13 protein-coding genes, 4 tRNA genes and 1 pseudogene are annotated in these 18,316 nt (G+C 67.7%); 8 read left to right on the top strand and 10 right to left on the bottom strand.

What is annotated here, in order from left to right; all coding sequences use genetic code 11:
• The first annotated feature begins 74 nt into the window (after nucleotides 1-74).
• From IEZ04_RS24880 to IEZ04_RS24865, 5 genes are all read left to right on the top strand, one after another.
• Nucleotides 75-809, top strand: coding sequence for an HAD family hydrolase (locus IEZ04_RS24880; RefSeq protein ID WP_189219153.1), 735 nt, complete (start codon nucleotides 75-77; stop codon nucleotides 807-809).
• A gap of 64 nt (nucleotides 810-873) precedes the next feature.
• Nucleotides 874-1,776 carry a radical SAM protein gene (locus tag IEZ04_RS24875; RefSeq protein ID WP_189219152.1) on the top strand — a complete coding sequence of 301 codons (903 nt, stop codon included), beginning with the start codon at nucleotides 874-876 and terminating at the stop codon, nucleotides 1,774-1,776.
• A complete protein-coding gene (locus IEZ04_RS35140; protein ID WP_229821253.1) occupies nucleotides 1,769-2,410 on the top strand; it encodes a P-loop nucleotide/nucleoside kinase family protein in 642 nt (213 codons plus the stop codon). Before IEZ04_RS24875 ends, IEZ04_RS35140 begins: the two co-directional genes overlap by 8 nt.
• Nucleotides 2,328-2,990 (top strand): class I SAM-dependent methyltransferase, encoded by a 663-nt coding sequence (locus tag IEZ04_RS24870; RefSeq protein WP_189219151.1) that lies wholly within the window; start codon nucleotides 2,328-2,330, stop codon nucleotides 2,988-2,990. The genes IEZ04_RS35140 and IEZ04_RS24870 overlap by 83 nt, the downstream gene beginning before the upstream one ends.
• Before the next feature lie 11 nt (nucleotides 2,991-3,001).
• Nucleotides 3,002-3,589, top strand: a complete 588-nt coding sequence (locus IEZ04_RS24865; protein ID WP_189219150.1) for a class IV adenylate cyclase — start codon at nucleotides 3,002-3,004, stop codon at nucleotides 3,587-3,589.
• Nucleotides 3,590-4,129: 540 nt separating this feature from the next.
• On the opposite strand, the gene IEZ04_RS24860 is transcribed toward IEZ04_RS24865, so the two are convergent.
• The gene (locus IEZ04_RS24860; RefSeq protein WP_189219149.1) at nucleotides 4,130-4,657 is read right to left on the bottom strand and encodes a hypothetical protein; all 528 of its coding nucleotides are present in this window, start codon (nucleotides 4,655-4,657) and stop codon (nucleotides 4,130-4,132) included.
• 162 nt (nucleotides 4,658-4,819) lie between these two features.
• Entirely contained in the window at nucleotides 4,820-6,538 is a 1,719-nt protein-coding gene (locus tag IEZ04_RS24855) for a relaxase/mobilization nuclease domain-containing protein (RefSeq protein ID WP_229821252.1), read from the bottom strand.
• Here IEZ04_RS24855 and IEZ04_RS24850 point away from each other — a divergent pair.
• Nucleotides 6,494-7,279, top strand: a pseudogene (locus IEZ04_RS24850) (site-specific integrase); the annotation flags it as partial. The gene IEZ04_RS24855 and the pseudogene IEZ04_RS24850 overlap by 45 nt on opposite strands.
• Before the next feature lie 127 nt (nucleotides 7,280-7,406).
• Here the strand turns inward: IEZ04_RS24850 and IEZ04_RS24845 are convergent.
• From IEZ04_RS24845 to IEZ04_RS24810, 8 genes are all read right to left on the bottom strand, one after another.
• Nucleotides 7,407-8,804: a phospholipase D-like domain-containing protein gene (locus IEZ04_RS24845; protein WP_189219148.1), complete on the bottom strand. Its 1,398-nt coding sequence runs from the start codon at nucleotides 8,802-8,804 to the stop codon at nucleotides 7,407-7,409.
• The gene (locus tag IEZ04_RS24840) at nucleotides 8,791-12,210 is read right to left on the bottom strand and encodes a serine/threonine-protein kinase (RefSeq protein ID WP_189219193.1); all 3,420 of its coding nucleotides are present in this window, start codon (nucleotides 12,208-12,210) and stop codon (nucleotides 8,791-8,793) included. Before IEZ04_RS24840 ends, IEZ04_RS24845 begins: the two co-directional genes overlap by 14 nt.
• A 285-nt stretch (nucleotides 12,211-12,495) precedes the next feature.
• Nucleotides 12,496-12,568: transfer RNA gene (locus tag IEZ04_RS24835), tRNA-Lys, on the bottom strand.
• A gap of 92 nt (nucleotides 12,569-12,660) precedes the next feature.
• Nucleotides 12,661-14,838 (bottom strand): DEAD/DEAH box helicase, encoded by a 2,178-nt coding sequence (locus tag IEZ04_RS24830; protein ID WP_189219147.1) that lies wholly within the window; start codon nucleotides 14,836-14,838, stop codon nucleotides 12,661-12,663.
• Between the two features lie 291 nt (nucleotides 14,839-15,129).
• Nucleotides 15,130-15,206 (bottom strand) — tRNA-Phe (locus IEZ04_RS24825).
• A 31-nt stretch (nucleotides 15,207-15,237) separates the two neighbouring features.
• Nucleotides 15,238-15,312, bottom strand: a tRNA-Asp gene (locus IEZ04_RS24820).
• A 49-nt stretch (nucleotides 15,313-15,361) separates the two neighbouring features.
• A tRNA-Glu gene (locus IEZ04_RS24815) sits at nucleotides 15,362-15,434 on the bottom strand.
• An 80-nt stretch (nucleotides 15,435-15,514) separates the two neighbouring features.
• Nucleotides 15,515-17,086: a metallophosphoesterase family protein gene (locus IEZ04_RS24810; protein WP_189219146.1), complete on the bottom strand. Its 1,572-nt coding sequence runs from the start codon at nucleotides 17,084-17,086 to the stop codon at nucleotides 15,515-15,517.
• A gap of 173 nt (nucleotides 17,087-17,259) precedes the next feature.
• Here IEZ04_RS24810 and IEZ04_RS24805 point away from each other — a divergent pair, with 173 nt between their 5' ends.
• Nucleotides 17,260-17,610 carry a metallopeptidase family protein gene (locus IEZ04_RS24805; protein WP_189219145.1) on the top strand — a complete coding sequence of 117 codons (351 nt, stop codon included), beginning with the start codon at nucleotides 17,260-17,262 and terminating at the stop codon, nucleotides 17,608-17,610.
• A gap of 160 nt (nucleotides 17,611-17,770) precedes the next feature.
• Nucleotides 17,771-18,292 carry a hypothetical protein gene (locus IEZ04_RS24800; protein WP_189219144.1) on the top strand — a complete coding sequence of 174 codons (522 nt, stop codon included), beginning with the start codon at nucleotides 17,771-17,773 and terminating at the stop codon, nucleotides 18,290-18,292.
• Nucleotides 18,293-18,316: the final 24 nt, after the last annotated feature.

Below are 18,316 nucleotides of genomic sequence, written 5' to 3'. Positions count from 1 at the left end.
TTACATGATCAGGCAAGGACGTTCTGGGACGTTGTCACGAAAGCGCAGCACCGCCGACTGCCTACGCTGACGCTATGAAGCTCATCGTCCTGTGGGACATCGACCACACACTGATCGAGAACGCGGGGGTCAGCAAGGAGATCTACGCTGCTGCCTTCTCATCAGTCACGGGACGCGAGCCGTCGGTGCCAGCGCGCACCGAGGGGCGCACGGATCGGCTGATCATGCGTGACATGTTCCTTCGCGACGAGTTGCCCGTGCCGGAGTGGCCCGTCATCGAGGACGCTCTCGTACGGGCTGGGAATGATCGTCTGGGTGATCTGCGCTTGCGCGGGACAGCCTTGCCAGGAGCCCTCGAGGTGCTGAAGGCCGCTTCCGCGCGAAGCAGCTGGGTTTCCTCTGTCCTGACTGGCAACATCGCCGCCAACGCGCACGTGAAGCTGTCCGCTTTCGGCCTCGACTCACTGCTGGACTTGCCTGTGGGCGCCTACGGAGCGGACGCCGAGCTCCGTCCCGACCTTGTCGCGGTCGCCCGTGAGCGCGTACAGCGGCTCCGTGGCGTTCCGGCCGATGTGCCCGCCGTCCTGGTGGGAGACACCCCCCGCGACGTGGAGGCTGCCCTGGCCACGGGGGCCGGGATTGTCGCGGTCGCCTCCGGTCTCCACAGTCCCGAGGAGCTGGCCGCTGCCGGCGCCCACGAAATCCTGCCCGACCTGTCGGACACAAAGAGCGTTCTCAGCATCCTGGAGTCCTTCGCGGGTCACGTAAAACGTCCCAGGACGTCCTTGGATCGTCCCCGAACGCGGTGACGAGGTCCCCCAGCAGACAGCCACCATCAGGGTTCCCACCAGGCAGTCAGCCGAAGGAGCCCATGTGATCAGGGATGTCACCGGGATCAGGAAGATCCGGATGCTGTATCTGCAGCTGCTGTACCGCTGCAACTTCTCGTGTCTGCACTGCTTCCACGGTGAGCGGCTGCAGTACGTCGACGCCTTCACCGCCGAGGAAGCCGTCAGCCTTCTCACACTCATGCGGGACGAATACGGCACGGAGGCCGTCACCCTCCTCGGCGGGGAACCGTTCGTCCATCGGGAGCTCCCGCAGGTCGTCCGGTACGCCAAGCAGGAACTGGGCCAGCGCGTCGAGATATGCACCAACGGGTACCGGATCGAGCGCCGCCTGACCGAGATCGCTCCGCACCTGGACCTGCTCCGGGTCTCCTTGGAGGGTGTCGGCTCGACCAACGACGGCATCCGCAGACGCGGCAGCTACCAGAGCGCCCTCCAGTCGCTCAGTCTGGCTCGGGACCTCAGTGTTTCAACCGGCGCGACCATGACCGTGACCTCACGGAACATCGGCGAGGTAATCCCCCTCGCCCGCGTCCTGGCCCAGCTCGGAGTCCGGCAACTGAAACTCCACCACCTGCGGCCGGTCGGCAACGCCGCCGACCACCCCGAGCTGCTGGTCACCGACACGGCCGCCTACGGCCGGCTCCGCGAGGAGCTGGCGGAAACCAGGCTGCCGCTTGAAGTGATTGTCGACGAGGACCTCTCCGAGCACGGCGCGCCCGAAGTCTGCGCTCCGTCCGGCGGGCCTCGCGAGATCGACCGGATCGAGGCTGATCCGCGCGGTGCGCTCACCATGTCCTGCAAGGCGGTGGGCAAGGACTCCCACGCGTTCTGGTACGAGAAAACCGTGAACCGCATCGTCCACAGGCCCTCCGCCACCGACGAAATCACGCTCCCAGTACCGGACGTGGTGTACGCGCGTGCCTGATCAGCCGACATTCGAGAGCCTGGAAGGCTTACGGGGCACCGGGAAGTCGACGATCGCCCCGATGCTCGCCGCTGCCCGCCAAGCCGTCCTTGTCCCCACCGTGCCGGCCCTGTACCAGCCTTTCAGGCGCGAGGTGGACAAGCGGACGAACGTCGAAGCGCGGATGTGCCTCTACCTTTCCGCGCTGTTCACAGCAGCTGAAGAGATCCAGCACCACCTCAGAGGCGGCGCCTCGGTCGTTGTGGAGAGCTACTTCGCCCGGTGCCTTGCCAGCCACCGCGCCCTGGGCGCCCGGCTCGGTATCACTCTGCCGGCCTGGCTGCCCACGCCCGTCACCTATCACCTCGTCTGCGCTGACGATGAGCGCCGACGCCGCCTCGCCGCGCGGAAGAAACCAGCATCGCGATGGGATGCGCTGTTGGAGACCGTCACGGACCGAGTGACGGATGCCTACGCCTCGTTCCCCATGCATCGCATCGACACCACAGGGCTCACCCCCGAAGAGGTCCTCCGCGTGATCACCGCCACCGCTACGCAAGGAGCGCACTCCCATGCAGACACACAGCCTGTGGGAGCACACCCTCACCTTCTTCCCCCAGTTCCTCGCCACCTTGCGGGAACGCGTTGCCCCTGACGGCACGATCGCGGTCGTCGGAGCCAGCGACGGCAAGTTCGTCCTGCCCCTGGCTGCCGCTGGGTACCGCGTAGTGGCCATCGAACGTGACGCGCTCGCCGTACACGGAGGTGAGGTCCGCCTCCCTGATGGCAGCGACGTACACGCCATGGGATTGATCGACCGGCTGAAGACGGAGGAACTTCATGCCCGTGTGCAGGTGATCGAGGAGGACTTCCTGGCGGGGGAACCCCTGGGGGTGCAGTGCGAGGCGGTGTGGACGAGCTGCTCGTGGCACTACAGTGCGAACCACCACCGCCCGCTTGCCGAGTTCGTCGACCGCATGCAACGCCTGGTCCGCCCGGGCGGTTTGTTCGGTGCGGAGTTCATGATGCCCGTCGAAAAGCGCCACCACCTGGTGGAGCATTACACCTCTCCCGAGCGCCTGCATCAGCACTTCCTCGGCGACTGGGACGTGCTGCTCACTCTGCGCACGAACGAGTTCACCGAGCGGCCTCACGTCGGCCAGCCACACGACCACATCCATCGCATGGGCCTGCTCCTGGCGGCCCGTTCGTCCAACCTCACCGACCGTCTTTGAGAGAAGGATCCATGAAGCACGAGTACGAGGCGAAGTTCCTGGCCGTCGACGTCGCCGGCCTGCAGGCCAAGCTGGCTGCCCTGGGTGCCGTCCAGGCGCTCCCCCGCACCCTCCTCACCCGCAAGATCTTCGAGAACGACTCCCTCGACGGCGGGGCTTGGCTCCGTCTGCGGGACGAGGGTACCCGCTCGACGCTCACACTCAAGCAGGTCACCGACGCCACGACCATCGACGGCACCAAGGAGATCGAAACCGAGGTCGCCGACCTGCACGCCATGGCCGACATCCTCCGCCGGGTCGGCCTCACCGAGGTCCGCTACCAGGAGAACTACCGCGAGGAGTGGCGCCTGGGAGAGGTCGCATTCGACTTCGACACCTGGCCCGATCTCCCCACGTTCCTGGAGATCGAGGGGCCCGACGAGGCGTCCGTCCGGCAGGCCGCCGATCTTCTGGGACTCGACTACTCCGAGGCCCGGTTCGGCAGCGTCGACGAGATCTACAAGAGCGAGGCCGGCCGCGACATCCTCGCGGAGCCCACCCTGCTGTTCTCCGACGGCGAGAAGCAGGAGAACGCTTCCGCGGCGACCCAGGGATCCTGATCGAGGAAGCCGACGAACCATGCTGACGGAAATCGCCTTACAGCACAGGGTGATCCCCGGGATCGCGGAATTCGCCCGAGGTGGGCTACCCACCCCAGCTGCCACGGACGACGGCAACGAATGGGTCGACGGGTTCTGCTGGCTCTACTGCGGCCAGCGCTGGACACGCGTCCTGTGGATCGGCCCAGCGAGCGTCGCCGGTGCCCAAGCTCCCATGTACGCGTGCGGGCCCTGCGTCCGCGAGCTCCAAGCACGGGTCTGGGAGTCGCTGCTCACCAGGGACGAACCGGCTCCCCCTGACCAGCCGAACGAGGCCACCGCCGCGGGGCTGCCCTCAGACCGGCGTACTGGCAGGCACCGCGGCCAAAGCAGGTTCCTGCGCCGCAGTTGAGCCCCCGCCCTGGTCCCGGAAGAGCCTGCCGTCCCCCGCGGCACGAGCCCCGTGGCCAGGGTGGGTCTTCCCTCGGTACACCCTAGGCGCCACGCCAAGATGATCAGTTACCCCGGGTAAAGGTTGGCGTCTCCGCTGGGGCAGGGAAGCTACGCCTCCCCTCCCTGCGAGCGGAGACGCTCGTTCTCCCTCTCCAATGCAGCTACTCGCTGCTCAAGCTCCGTACGTGTCAGCCTCTTCGGTCGCGAAGGAGTTGCTGGCTTTGCAGGAGAGAGCGGTTCTCCGGCCAGCCCAATGGGCTCGAAGGCCACGATCGATGATGGGTCCTTCCCGCACTCCGGGCACCGCATTGATGACGAGCCGTGCAGCGTGGGCCTGCCATTCTCACGATGCCGCCGAGCTTCGGCGATGTGGCCGCAATAGAGCCGTACGCGCCACCGCATAATCTCGCGCTCAGGCATCTTGTAGTCACGCAGCATGTCCAGTGCCCTGTCTGCGGCGGCGCGGCGACCGGCTGCAAGCACAGGGTCTGCCCGCTCTTCGGCCTCCTTCTCAGCGAGCACCTTCTCCACCCAACGTTTGATGTTCTCCGACTGCTCCTGCTGTCGGTGATCACCCCGGGTTAGCTGGTAGTCCTCCAACGGACAGCCGTAGCTCTCATACTCCACCTCCCGCATGCTCCACACCGTAGTCCTGGGCAGCGGAGAGCTCAGGCAGAGTTCTCCCCCGATCAGCTGTGGTGCCGCCCTGTGCAGAGCTGACAGCCGACGAGAGCGAAATGGTCGTGCACGACCACGTGGAATCCGTGATCAGCTGGAGCTCGCTCGGCCGCTGTGGGGCTAACGCCGGGGACGGGTGTTCCGTCCTTGAGAGACAGCACGGGCTGCCTGCTGCGGTACCGGGATCGTGCTTTCCGCGAGCCACCTCCCCGTGGTTGAGCGTCGGCGGGCGGCTTCGGCTCGACGGTTGGGTACGGGGTTGCGGCTGGCGTGCTGGATGCGGCTGACCAGGACGCGGGCAGGCTGGCGGGCGGTGTCCAGTTCGCGCTGTGCGGCGGCCTCCTGGAGCAGCTGATGGGGTTTGTGGCCGCCAGCCTCAGCGTCGGCGAGCACCGTGGCCAGGGCGGGCCAACTTGGGTCATTGAGGATCAGGTCGGCATGGTCGGGAACGGCTGCGCGGACGTCACTGGCCAGGGTGCGGCTGGTCTGTTCCTTTGGTTGTCGGTTCGCGAGTTCGGCGAGTACGGGGGCCAGGGCTTCATCGGCTGCTGCTTGAAGGTGGTCGAGGGCTTGTCGGGTCGCGTCGGCCTGATGGGCATGGTTCTTCGCTTCGTGCCAGCGTCCGGCGAGGATCACCGCCCAGACGAGGCCGGCGAGCAGGGTGGCGAGTGCGCTGCCGTCGGGGCCAGTGGCGGTGTGGACGATGTCGCGAGCAGCGAGGCGCAGCGCTTGGGCGGCCCGGTCTTTCGCCCTGATCTGGGAGCGCTGGGCTCGGCTGAATGCCTTGCAGGCGGCTCGGAGTTCGGCACGCAGGTTGGCAGGGGCCTTCTGGGCGGTGGCTTCGAGCAGTTCACCGAGGGCAGTGATGTGAGCCTGGGCGCGGGTGTCGTCGGCCAGGTCGGTGTGGAGGGTGTCGAGTGCGTCGGCGGCTTGGTGCCAGGGGGTGCTGGGGCGGTTACGGCGGGCGGTGGGGTGCTCTTCGGCTCGGCTGGATTCGAGGCGAGCCTTGATCTTGGGCAGGGAGAGGTCGGGAGCGATCCTCCCTCCGGGGTGGAAGATCTTCTCGCCGTTCTCGTTGATGTCGCCGGGGCGGCCGACGGCATAACCGAGGAGGTCTCCTGACGGGCCGCGCCGGGCTTTGACCTCGATGCCTTCGGCTTCGAGGTAGGCGATGAATTCCTCGGCGTTGGTCACGTGGGGGATGGCGGCGCGCATGCGGTCTTGGAGCCACTCGGGGCTGGTCTGGTCCCAGCCGAGCCGTTTGGCCTTGTGCATCTCGGCCTGGGTGGGGCGGCGCGTACCGGTGCGGTCGCCCTTCTTCAGGCGGCGCAGTCCGTAGTCCTTCTCGATCTCGCGGCAGGCGACACCGACGCGGATGCCGCTGTCGTGGAGTTTGGGGCGACGTCCGTCTTCGCGGACGGTGGTGGCGAGGATGTGGATGTGGTCATCGGCGTGGCGTACGGCGATCCAGCGGCAGGCCAGATCGTCGGCGGCGGGGGCGACGCCGGCAGCCTGGACGATGCGCTGGGCGATCTCGGCCCACTCGGCGTCGGAGAGGTAGCGATCCTCGGGGGCGGCGCGGACCGGGCAGTGCCAGGCGTGGTCGGTGACCTGCTTGCCGAACTCGTTGTTGCGCAGCCGCACGGGCGCATCGAGGTAGTGGGCGAGATCGGTGAGAGTGGCGTTCTCGTCGCGGCCGGGGTCGGGCATGCCGAGCATGGCGAATCCGGCCACGATGTGCGGGTCAAGGTGCTCGTCGCGGCGGCCGGGTCCGTAGAGGTAGGCGAGCAGACCGCGGGTGTTGCCCAGCAGCTCATCACCTTCAATCCGGCCTCCCACGTCGAGTTGGAGTCCGGCAGGCGTCCCAAGCCGCTCCTCTGGACCGATGAGCGGGTACGCCGCTGGCGCGAGACGGGAGGAATCCCAGGCCCGGTCATGGTCTGGACCCCGCAGCAGTTCGGCGCCTTCCTCGACGCATCCGAAGGCGACCGCCTGTACGCAATCTTCCACTTGATGGGCACCCGCGGCCTCCGTCGCGGCGAGGCGGTCGGCCAGGACTGGCACGAGATCGACCTCGTCGCCGGCCTCATCACCCCCGCCAAGGAGATCGTGGTGGACGGCTGGGACCCCTACGAGTCCGAGCCGAAGACGGACGGGAGCGCCAACACGATCGCGCTCGACAGCATGAACATCACCGTGCTCCGCGACCACAAGGCCCGCCAGGACAAGGAGCGCGCGGACTGGGGCGGCGCCTGGCAGGCCACGGGCAAGGTCTTCACGAAGGAGGACGGCTCCTGGCTGCACCCGGAGACGGTCTCGGAGACCTTCCGACGCATCCTTGCCACGACCGACCTGCCGCCCATCACCCTGCGGGACCTGCGCCACGTGGCCGCGACGCTCACGCACGGAGGAGGCGGAGACATCCACACGGTGAAGGAGACCCTGCGACACTCCACCATCACGCTGACCTCGGACACATACACGAGCCTGCTGCCTGAGCTGGACCGCGAGATCGCCGAGAAGGCGGCGAAGTTGATTCCCCGGGCCAGTTCAGCAGCACCGCATAGCGCACGTCAGTAGGGACGCCAGAGGCGAGCCGCTGCGGGCGCAGGCACTGCGGGCGCTGCTCGACATGGTCGCTGGCCGACGCACCGAGGCGATTGCGTGTTGTGGGTAGCGGGCCCGTCGGGTGAGGAGCCCTCCCATCTCATTGGCGATCTTGATCAATCTGGGCGAGGTAGCGGTTGTACTGCTCGTCGACCGCTTCCCTGCCACGGACGAGAGTGCCCTCCTCCATGCGGTAGGTGCGGTCCCGGGAGCCGCGAAAGCTTAGCCAGTTGAAACTGGTCGCGATCCATACATCGTCGAAGATAAGGATCTTGGCATGCGTGCTCTTCAGCCGAGCGAAGGTGAACTTGTCCGGGTATCGATCAACGAGGTTCTTCAGCCGGCGCAGTGCTTCGGCATCGGAGCCCGAATCGTCGTGCTCGTAGCCGTGGGCGATGTGCACGGTAACACCGCGCCTGAGCCGTCCCTCAAGCTTGCTGAGGAAGTCTGTGTTCACAACCGTCCGCCTCACCCAGGGTGAGATCAAGAGAATGCGACGGGTGGCCTGAGTGAGGGCTTCATCGAGCAGATCGGGATGTTCGAAGACGCTGATCGCACGGACCTCATCCTTGAGAGACTCAGGGACGGGCGGGGCCTTCGGCACAGGAGTGGCGGCGCCGAGCTGCACGGCTGCTGCTTCGGCGTGCTTCCGTGTGACCTCCGACAGTGGAACGCGTGCTCGCTCCAGGTCCGGTCCTAGAGTCGGGCGTTCTTGCGACGCCTCAACCTGTATGCCGAGGGCGGCGGCCCCTCCCTGGTTGAGCAAAGCCAGCTCGTGGGTATCGCTGAGCTCACCGTCGACAACCACGGCGAGCTGGATGTCGCTGCGGTCTGAATCGGCGTAAACGAGGACCTTGGCGGGCATAACCCGCCGTGCCTTGTTCTGAGCAATCTGTTTGACGAGTAGTACCTCACGCCCGATGTCACCACGGTCTCGCAGCAGGGCGTTGATCTCCGACGCCGTAATGTCTGCCGTCTCCACGGGACCCTTGTGTGCTGGGTTTAGGAGAAGCAGATTCTCTTCCTCTGCCTGTCGGCGGGAAATAACCGCGTTACGGTCGTAGGGACGCACTTTGCAGAGCAGTTGGTCATAGACCAGGGGGAGAGTGACGTTGACAGGGCTAATGGAAGCCAGGTCCCGGGCGGTCTGTGAGCCACGAGGCGTCAGACGCAAGCGGTGCTGGTCGGGGGCTGCTCCGAGACGGGGCGCGGCATAGGTGAGGTAGTCAGCGGAGAAATGGTCCGCGATGGTCTGAGTGACCATGGTCTTAGGCAGGCCCAGGAAACCAGTAATGGCATCCTCGGCAATGACGTCTGCACTGACCAAGCGAAGGACAAATTCCTCCAGCAACGGCAACGGTTTGCGGTCTTGAGCCAAGACGTCAGCAGTGACCATGGCCACGGGCAAGGCAGCGTCAACAATGGCGACCAGTTCCAGTCCGGGGCGCGCATTGTGGAACCGGACGGCGAGGAGGCTGTCGGAGCTAAAGGTTGGCATCGCGGATCTCGCACTCCTCGGGGTGTTTGCGCATGTAGTCGAGGACGTCTCGAAGGGCGCCAGCCTTGCTCCCGCAGAATTCGGCGTCTCCGATGATAATGAGGCCGAATCGGGCACGCGACAGCGCAACGTTAATGCGCCGCCAGTACGGCTGGCCCAGGAAGCCAAACTCACCATGGTCGTTGCTGCGCGTGACCGAAAAGATCGCCAAATCGCATTCGCGCCCCTGGACCGCGTCCACGGACAAGACCTCGGGAGACAGGTGGGCCAGACGAACGGAGGCCAAGCGTCGACGTAGCTCTTCGACCTGTCGACCGTAGGGAGCGATGACCAGTACCTCGAGCTTGCCATCCTTGGAGGGCTTGATGATCCGGTGACCAATGGCCTTGTCAATCACCTCAAGACGCCTCACGGCCAGCTGCGCCTCGGCACGATTGGAGATGCTGGTCTCGGCAGCACTGCGTTCCGATTCGCGCCGCTGGCGTCCGAGACGGGTGGTATCCAGCCATAGGACCGGCTTGTTGACCTGGTTGTAGCCGGGCAGCACCTGGGGGTTGGGCGAGCGGAGCTCCTCCTTGTAGAAACAGGTGGAAATCAAATTCCCAATGGCTGGAGTCATGCGGTACTGCTCACGCAGCATGTGCCGCACAGGGAACTTGGTGTGGTCGGCCAAGTACTGAAACAGGGTGGTCTGCACCAGCTCGGGGACGAGCTGGTAGTCGGCCATCAACCGCTGGTCACGGAGGATGTCCTCGTCGATGGGCGGTAGCTGGCGAGTGTCACCAACCAAGACCCATTGGCGGGCGCGGGCCAAAGGGACGAGTGCCTCAGTAGCCGTGGCCTTGGACGCTTCATCGAAGATACACAGGTCGAACTCAAGATCTCGTGCGGCAGGGTGGCCTAGAAAGCCCAGTGCGGTACCGCCCACGACCTGGCAGGTTTTCAGGAAAGCTGTGACCAAATTTTGGTCGGTTTCAATGCGCTGTAGCCACTCGCCTTGCAGATGCACCAGGTGCATCATCTTGCGGCCGATGTCTTGGCTACCTAGAAGGGCCTCCACCCCGTCCTGAGCCTCGGCGGCGGTAAGGTCTTCCCTCAGAGTAAGGTCGCCGTCGAGGACATGCTGGGCTTGGGCAGACAGCTCACGCCGCTGCTCCAGCAGTTTGTCTCGCTTTTGCCGGGCATCAACGATTTGCTCACCCAGTTCGCGGGCAGAGGTAGTGCGGTCGGAGGCGGGCTGGTTCTTCAGCATCTCCAGGTACTGCTCGATATGCGCCAGGCTGGCTGCTACCGAGGACAGTTCCTGCAACAGCAACGCGGCCTTGACATGCCGGGCTTCCAGACCGTTGCGCTTGGCCATGCCGTCCAGGTACGCCTCCGCACGAACTCGAACGGCCTTCGACCAGCGCTTGACCTGTTTGTCCAGCAGCAAGTGCTGGACGCTGTCCGCCACGCGCGGGTCATCGGGACGCCCGAGGCGCACCAGACCGGAAACGCCCGCGTCCTCGATGCGACGCAAGGCATTGTCGATGGCAATGTGGGTTTGGCTGACAATGAGGATGCGCGCCGTGGGCGAGCGGCGCAGCGTCTGCTCGACGATTTCGGCAATAACGGTGGTCTTGCCGGTGCCCGGCGGGCCTTCGACTAGCAGCAGGTCCTGGGAGCCCAGCGCGTGGCGCACGACCTCACGTTTACTCGTGTCCAAATCGCCACGGAACCATTGGGTGATGTCTGCGGGCGGACGGACAGCAATCTCTTCGGGGTTGTCGATAACGTTCCGCAGCAGCCGGTTCGTGCTTTGGCCCGCCGCGACGTTCGTCAGCGCGTCCCTTTGTCGGTTCAGGGCTGTCTGACTGGGACCGAGGTAAGGCTGCAGAACCCCGCGGGCGGGGACCTTGGCATCGGGCCGCGCAAACCGGAGGGCCACGGTCTCGTCGCTTTGGGTGGTGACCTCTCCGCGCTCTACCGGACGCCCCTGAGCGTAATCCGCGACCGACCATTCCTCGCCGATCAGCGAGGCATCAGTGGGCTTGGTGAGGTGGAAGACCAAGGTGCGCCCACTACCTGTGACACGGTCGTACTCGAGCGGCTGACGCCCGCCAGCAGCGACCTCTTCCCGGGCGTCCAGGAGTCGGCGCCACCCTTCGAACAAGTCACCTAGGTTCTGCACTTCGCGCGACTTCTTCGCTTCCTTCTGGTGCGCGATGTGCTCGTCAAGCCGTGCCACCAGCGACTGCATCCCGTGGTAGGCGGCGTCTTCACCAGGGTCCTCGAACGTCCAGGTGAGTGTGGGGCCGACGGCCAGAGCGTGCTCGCGCCACCGGGCCAACCAATCGTCGTTCTTGGCGAGGGCCTGCACGATGACGGCGCGATCTTCGACCTCATCATCGGACTTGAGACGGAAGAAAAAAGACCGGCCCACGAGGCGGAGTGTGTGGTCGTCGATCTCCTCGGTCTGTTTGTTGTACCCGAAGTCTGCATGCACCTGACCGCTGAGGTCGGCCAGGACCGCAGCTTTGGCCTGGGCCCAGTTCACGTCGGCGCCCCGGGCGATGCCCAGCAGGCTTTCCGCGGCACTGCGGGTCAGCTTCAGCCATAGGGCGTTGCTGCGGCGAGCATGCCGGTCTCCACAGACCTGGTCGGCCTCCAACAGTCGCTGCTCAAGGACGGCTGCGTTAGCTGGACGCCTCTTCGGATCGAAGTCGACACAGTCACGCAGGATCGTGCGAAACTCCGGTGCGATCTCCAGACTCTCCAGGGTTGGCACGAGGTCCGGGTAGTCCTTAGCCCGGCCGCCAGAGAGGACTTGGATGGCCAACACGCCGTAGCTGAAGACATCCCGTACGTAGGGGATAACTCCCTCGCGCTCCGGCGGCGCGTAGAGGTTGGACCGGTACTCGGCCACGGTCTCGTCGGTGACGGCAACCTTCGAGCGGATCTTGGCGATGCCGAAGTCGGCTAGTTTCGGCGTGCCGTCCTCGGCGATCAGTACGTTGCCAGGCTTGATGTCGCGGTGCTCGATCTGAAGTGTGTGCGCGTACGCCAGAGCGCCGGCCAGCGGCTTGCCTATGCGCTCGAAGTACGTCGCCCATGACGGAGGCCGTCCGGACTGAAGATCGTCCTTAAGGCTACGGTCGACCCACTCCAGCGCGATGAAGTAGCGCCCGAGGCCATCGTCCCAGCCAGAATCAAGCATCTGCACGATGTGGGGATGGCTCAGTGCCTTGAGGGCCCCGGTCTCGCGCTCCAGGAAGATTCGGATAATCTCGTCATCTTCTCGCTTGCGTAGCAGTTTGATGGCCGCGAAGCTGCCGTCCGCCTGACTGGTGTCTACGGCCTTGCGAACCTCGGACAGTCCGCCGATGCGAGGAGCCGTACCCAACAACAGGAAGCGGTCTCTGATCATGTTCGACACACATGGCTCCTCGTCCCCACCCCAGGCGCCCACCCGCCCTGAGCAGCCTAGTTTGCCAGTCTGGACACCTACAGCAAGCTGTTACCCGCGGTAAGGGCTGTCTCGAACACGACGGAGTTCCGTCACGGAAGCGTTCGCGCGGGAGGTCACGGTGCTGAGACATCCGCTCACGCACCGCTCACGCAGAACCTTAAAACGCCACAGCGTCCGAGCCAGCCGAAGCCGACCCGGACGCTGCGTAGCAGGTCAGAGGGGGTAACCCCTCCCCCGCGTCCGTAGGCCCTGTGGGACTCGAACCCACAACCAATGGATTAAAAGTCCACTGCTCTGCCAATTGAGCTAAGGGCCCTCGTGATGTTGCCACCACGAGCATAGCTGGCGGATGCCGGGACTCCGATCGGGTATCGGTGTCCCGGCCTCACACACGGAGCTTGTCAGCCGTCAGCCGTTGCGCTTCCAGCGGGGCTTGTCGTCGCGGCGGCCGAAGGAGCCGGAGCCCCGGTGGTCGTCACGGCGGCCGTACGGGCGGTCGTGGCTGCCGGAGCGGTAGCCGCCGCTCGACGGCCGGTCGCCCTGACGGTCGCGGTTGTACGGGCGGTCGCTGCCCCGGTGGCCACCGCGGTCGTCGCGGCGGTCGAAGGAGCGGCCACCGCGGTCGAACCCGCGGTCGTTGTCCCGGCGGAAGCCACCGCGCTCGCCACCGTCACGACGGTCGAACGAACGGCCGCCACGGTCGTCGCGGCGGTCGTCGCGGCGGTCGTCCCGCCGGAAACCACGGTCACGGTCGCGGTTGAAGCCACCGCGGTCGCCGCGGTCGTCACGCCGCTCGAAGGAACGGCCGCCGCGGTCGAAGCCACGGTCACGGTCGCGGTCCCGGTTGAAGCCACCACGGTCGCCCCGGTCACCGCGGTCTCCCCGGTCGTCGCGGCGGAAGCCGCGGTCACGGTCGCGGTCGCGGTTGAAGCCGCGCTCGCGGTCCCGCTGGAAGCCGCCGCGGTCACCACGGTCACCGCGGTCGTCACGCCGCTCCCGGCGCTCGTACGAGGGACGCTCGTACGAGGACGAGGACGGCGCCTCCTCCGTGCGCTCGCTCCGCTCCGCCACCTGGGGGGCGGCCTGCTCCGGCAGGGACACCACGGCGTCCTGCGCGGTCTCGCCGGTGCCCGCAGCGTTGTCGGCGGTCTCGCCGCGCGCCTGCGCCAGCGCCTCGGCCGGGTCCTCGCCCCGCTCCCGCGCGGCCCGCGCGACCAGCCGGTCGGCGTCCTCGCGCAGCTCGGCCGCGCGGCGCGTGGCCCGCTCCAGCTGCTTGGTGAGGTGGGCGACCTCGCGCTCGGCCTGCTGGGCCGCGTTGCCCGCCGACTCGGCCTGGACCTCGGTCATCGACCGGGCGCCGGTGATCTCGGCGACCTCGGGGTCGAACGCGGCACCGCCCTGGATGATGTGGCGCGAGGCGTCGACGCCCGCGTCCTCCATCAGCCGGAAGATCTGGCGCCGCTGGTGCGGCAGGGACAGCGAGACCACGGTGCCCGTGCGCCCGGCGCGCGCCGTGCGGCCGGCCCGGTGCAGGTAGTCCTTGTGGTCGCCGGCCGGGTCCACGTTCAGGACGAGGTCGATGCCGTCCACGTGGATGCCGCGCGCCGCGACGTCGGTGGCGACGAGCACGTTGACGTACCCGTCCTTGAAGTCGGCCAGGGTGCGCGTACGGGCGCCCTGGGTCATGCCGCCGTGCAGGGCGTCGGCCTTCACCCCGGCGTCGCGCAGCTGCTCGGCGACGCGGTCGGCGCCCAGCTGGGTGCGGACGAAGATGATGGTGCGGCCCTTGCGGGAGGCGATGGCGGCGGTGACCGGCGCCTTGTCCTTGGGCTTCACGATCAGGATGTGGTGCGACATGGTCGTCACGGCGCCCTGGGCGGCGTCGACCTCGTGGCTGACCGGGTCCTTCAGGTAGCGCTCGACGAGCGTCGCGATCTCGTTCTCCATGGTCGCGGAGAAGAGCATGCGCTGACCGCCGGCCGGAACCTGGTCGAGCAGCTCGGTGACCTCGGGCAGGAAGCCCAGGTCGGACATCTGGTCGGCCTCGTCGAGGACGGCGACCTGGACGTTCTCCAGCGAGCAGGCGCCGCGGTTGATGATGTCGCGCAGCCGGCCCGGGGTGGCGACCAGGATGTCCACGCCGCGCTCCAGGGCGTAGATCTGGTTGCCCATGGACGTGCCGCCGCAGACGACCTTCATCTTCAGCCCGACGACGTCGCCGTACGGCTGGAGGGCGTCCGCGACCTGCATGGCGAGCTCACGGGTCGGGGTGAGGATGACCGCGCGCGGCTTCTTCTTCTCGGTGTGGCCGCCGGCCAGCGTGGCCAGGGTCGGCAGACCGAAGGAGAGGGTCTTGCCGGAGCCGGTGCGGCCGCGGCCCAGGATGTCCTTGCCCGCCAGCGCGTCCGGGATGGTCGCGGCCTGGATCGGGAAGGGGGTGGTCACACCGTTCTGGGCGAGCTTGCGGACGACGCCGTCGGGCAGCCCCAGGTCGGCGAACGTGATCTCGGGAGCCGTGACGGTGTCGTCGTTGGTGTCCTCTGCGCCCTCGGGCAGGACGGAGTGATCAGTACTGGTGATGGACATGCGAAATGCGAACCTTCCGGAGTTCTCGGCACGCGCCCAAACTCCGTGAAGTCACAATCGGCCGCCTCAATGCGGTCCGGCCACGGCAAGGGAGAGTACGCGCCACACGCGGCGCGTCTTGTTGGCGCCGGGCAAATGGGATCAAACGATCTACCACCATACGCACCCCGCACCCCAAAAGGCAAATCGCCTTCATCACCGCAGGTCAGCGTATGGCTGTCGAGCACATACCGAGCAAGTGCCGACTGCATGAGCCGAAGGCCCCGTCCGCTTGGACGGGGCCCTCGACGCTGGTGGCTGGGGCCGGGGTCGAACCGGCGACCTTCCGCTTTTCAGGCGGACGCTCGTACCAACTGAGCTACCCAGCCACGATGTTTCACGTGGAACGTGACTCATCAGCGGTCCTGACGGGATTTGAACCCGCGGCCTCCACCTTGACAGGGTGGCGAGCACTCCAAACTGCTCCACAGGACCAAGCTGTTGTGTGCGAACCAGCGAACTCAGTGTCGCACACGGTCTTGCGTGCCCCCAACGGGATTCGAACCCGTGCTACCGCCTTGAAAGGGCGGCGTCCTAGGCCGCTAGACGATGAGGGCTATCGGCCCGCCTGGGCGCTTCTCAGCGCGTCGGGGACGTGAGAAGCATATGGGATGGCGGGAGGTATCGCCAAAACGGTTTACGAGCCGTCCTCGGAGGGGCTCCCCGAGGGGGACGGCGACCGGGTCGCGCCGGGCTGGTTCTCCTTCGGCAGATGGCGGCTGACCTCGGCCGTCGACAGGCCGAGACCGCCCAGCTCGATCTCGTCCCAGGCCTGGAGGCGACGGGTGTCCCGGTCGAGGTAGAGGACCGAGGCCTCGATGGGGTCGGGCTGCTCGCCCTCCACCGCCCGCAGCCCGCCGCCGCCCGTGGAGCCCTCGATGCGCAGCCGTGTGCCGTACTTCAGGACCTCCATCTCCTGGTGGTGGATGTGCCCGGCCAGTACGAGCGGCACCTCGCCGTCCGTCTGGCGGGCCGCCGTCGGGTTGTGGGCGATCGCGATGTCCACGGGTGTGCCGGCCGTCTCCTGGTCGCGCAGTGCCGAGGCCAGGCGCGCGCCCGCCAGTTCCTCCGCCGGGTCGCCCTTCTGCTCGGCCGAGCGGTCGGGCGTGAACTGCGGGTCGCCGATGCCCGCGAAGCGCAGGCCGGCCACCGAGACGGCCCGTCCGTCGTCCAGGACGTGCACGTTCTCCATGCGCTCCAGGTAGCGCTGGGTGGTCGTCGAGTCGTGGTTGCCGCGCACCCAGACGTACGGCGCCCCGAGGTCGCGGATCGGGTCGAGGAAGGCGTTCTCGGCGGCCGAGCCGTGGTCCATGGTGTCGCCGGAGTCGACGATGACGTCGATGCCGTACTGCTCGACCAGGGAGGCGATGATCTTCCAGCTCGCCGGGTTGAGGTGGATGTCCGACACGTGCAGGACCCGGATGGTGGTCGGGTCGGGCTGGTACGCGGGGAGGGTGGAGGTGGCGTCGTACAGCTTGGTCACGTTCGTCACCAGGCGGGCCAGTTCCTTCTGGTAGACGTCGAACTCGGTGACGATGCTGCGGGCGTCGCCCACCAGGGACGGCGCAGAGGAGAGCAGTCCGGAGAATCTGGGCTCCAGGACCGAGTTCGGGTTCCAGGTGGCGTACGCCGCGCCGCCGGACGCGCCGAGCAGGGCCAGGGCCAGTCCGCCGGCGGCCAGGGCGCGGCGCGGGCGCCGGTAGACGACGAGCCCCAGGGCGGTGGCCCCGGAGACGACGGCGACGCAGGAGCGCAGGGCGAGGTCGAGCGTGCCGTGCCGGACGTCGCTCGCGATCTCGTCCTGGAGGCCGCTGATCCGCTCGGGGTGGTCGACCAGGGCCTGGGAGCGGGCCGGGTCGAGCTGGTCGACGTTCACGTCCAGGCGGACGGGCGCTGCGTGGCTGCTCAGCTCCAGGGCGCCGAGGGGGGAGACGTTGATCTTCGTGCCGCCGGTGAGGGAGGGCCGCAGGGTCATCGTGGTGTTCATGGGACCGACCGGGGTGCGGACGTTGCCGACGATCAGCAGCCCCAGCCAGGCGCCGACCAGGACCACGACGACGAGCCCGGTGGCGCGGGCCCACGGGTGGGGTTGGTGGACGAGGGCGACAGTCGGCTGGGATCCACCCGCTCGGTAGCGGCGGACCAGGGCACCGGGCGACTGTCGTACGCGGCGCAGGGCGGCGGCAGCAGCAGCGGGGACGCGAGCCATTGGTCCCGTATGCCCAGGTGCGGGGCCGGATATGCGGGTGCGCGGCGTGGGGTGCCCCCGCTTCCCCGGGGGCGCGGCACGACCGGTCCGCGCGGCGGGAGACGGGGTCTCCGGAACTCCCGCACGACGGTTTCCGTCTCCTGTCCGCCGGTTCCGTACCGGAGAATGGCCCCGTGCTGGAGATGACGCGCGAGGAGTTCGAGGAACTGGTCGCCGAGGCGCTGGACCGGATCCCGCCGGAGCTGACGCGGCTGATGGACAACGTGGCGGTGTTCGTCGAGGACGAGCCGCCAGCCGACGATCCCGAGCTGCTCGGGCTGTACGAAGGGACCCCGCTGACGGACCGCGGCGAGTGGTACGCGGGTGTGCTGCCGGACCGGATCACCGTCTACCGGGGGCCGACGCTGCGGATGTGCGAGACGCGGGAGGACGTGGTCGCCGAGACGGAGGTGACCGTGGTGCACGAGATCGCGCACCACTTCGGGATCGACGACGCGCGGCTGCACGCGCTCGGGTACGGCTGAGCCGCCCGGCGGGTCCGCGTGTCCTCTTGCGGGCGGCGGGAGTTGGACTTGTCGACTCCTCGTCCCTTCCCCTGACGCTCCCGGCTCCGATCCCGCTTCCGGCTTCCCCCCGGAGCGGGGGACCCCGTGCGCAGGGGGAACCCATCGGAGGTGGCTGCCCGTGCGCGCCCTGTACGTACCCGCCCGTCTGGCCGCCACGGTGCTGGCCGTCGCGGCGACCGCCGGCTGCATGAGCGTGGGCGGCGGCGGCGCCGGGCCCGTGCCCTCCCCTTCGGCACAGCGGCGCAGCGGCACGGAGCCGGACGGCGGACCGGCGGTGTCCGGCGGCGGCAGCACCGGGTACCGGGACGGGCGCGGCGAACGGGGCGCACCGGACGTCCCGGACGCGTCCACGTCCAGTGCGGCGTCCCCGTCGGCCCGGGCCTCCGGCAGCCGGAAGCCGTCCGTCCGCCCCACGGCGGAGCACGGGCCGGGCGGCGGGGACGACAGGCCGCCGGAGCCCGAGCCGACCCTCCACGAGCCGTCGCCCGTGCGGACGACGAGCGCGCCGGTGCCCACGGAGGAGCCGTCGGCCTCCCCGACCCCCGAGCCCCCGACGCCCGAGCCCTCCTCGTCGGCCCCTGAGCAGGGGACGCAGCTGACGGAGCGCGAGCCGGCCCCCAGGGCGGGCAAGGCGGCGTGACGGCCGTCCGGCCGATGCCGTCAC

The sequence above is a fragment of the Streptomyces ruber genome (assembly GCF_014648075.1).
Classification (GTDB): Bacteria; Actinomycetota; Actinomycetes; order Streptomycetales; family Streptomycetaceae; genus Streptomyces; species Streptomyces ruber.
This window is presented reverse-complemented; position numbering and strand designations above follow the sequence as displayed.

Coding starts and splice junctions, on each gene's coding strand:
- IEZ04_RS24880 (WP_189219153.1), top strand. CDS start 75: ATGAAGCTCATCGTCCTGTGGGACATCGACCACACACTGATCGAGAAC.
- IEZ04_RS24870 (WP_189219151.1), top strand. CDS start 2,328: ATGCAGACACACAGCCTGTGGGAGCACACCCTCACCTTCTTCCCCCAG.
- IEZ04_RS24865 (WP_189219150.1), top strand. CDS start 3,002: ATGAAGCACGAGTACGAGGCGAAGTTCCTGGCCGTCGACGTCGCCGGC.
- IEZ04_RS24860 (WP_189219149.1), bottom strand. CDS start 4,657: ATGCGGGAGGTGGAGTATGAGAGCTACGGCTGTCCGTTGGAGGACTAC.
- IEZ04_RS24845 (WP_189219148.1), bottom strand. CDS start 8,804: ATGCCAACCTTTAGCTCCGACAGCCTCCTCGCCGTCCGGTTCCACAAT.
- IEZ04_RS24840 (WP_189219193.1), bottom strand. CDS start 12,210: ATGATCAGAGACCGCTTCCTGTTGTTGGGTACGGCTCCTCGCATCGGC.
- IEZ04_RS24830 (WP_189219147.1), bottom strand. CDS start 14,838: ATGTCCATCACCAGTACTGATCACTCCGTCCTGCCCGAGGGCGCAGAG.
- IEZ04_RS24810 (WP_189219146.1), bottom strand. CDS start 17,086: ATGGCTCGCGTCCCCGCTGCTGCTGCCGCCGCCCTGCGCCGCGTACGA.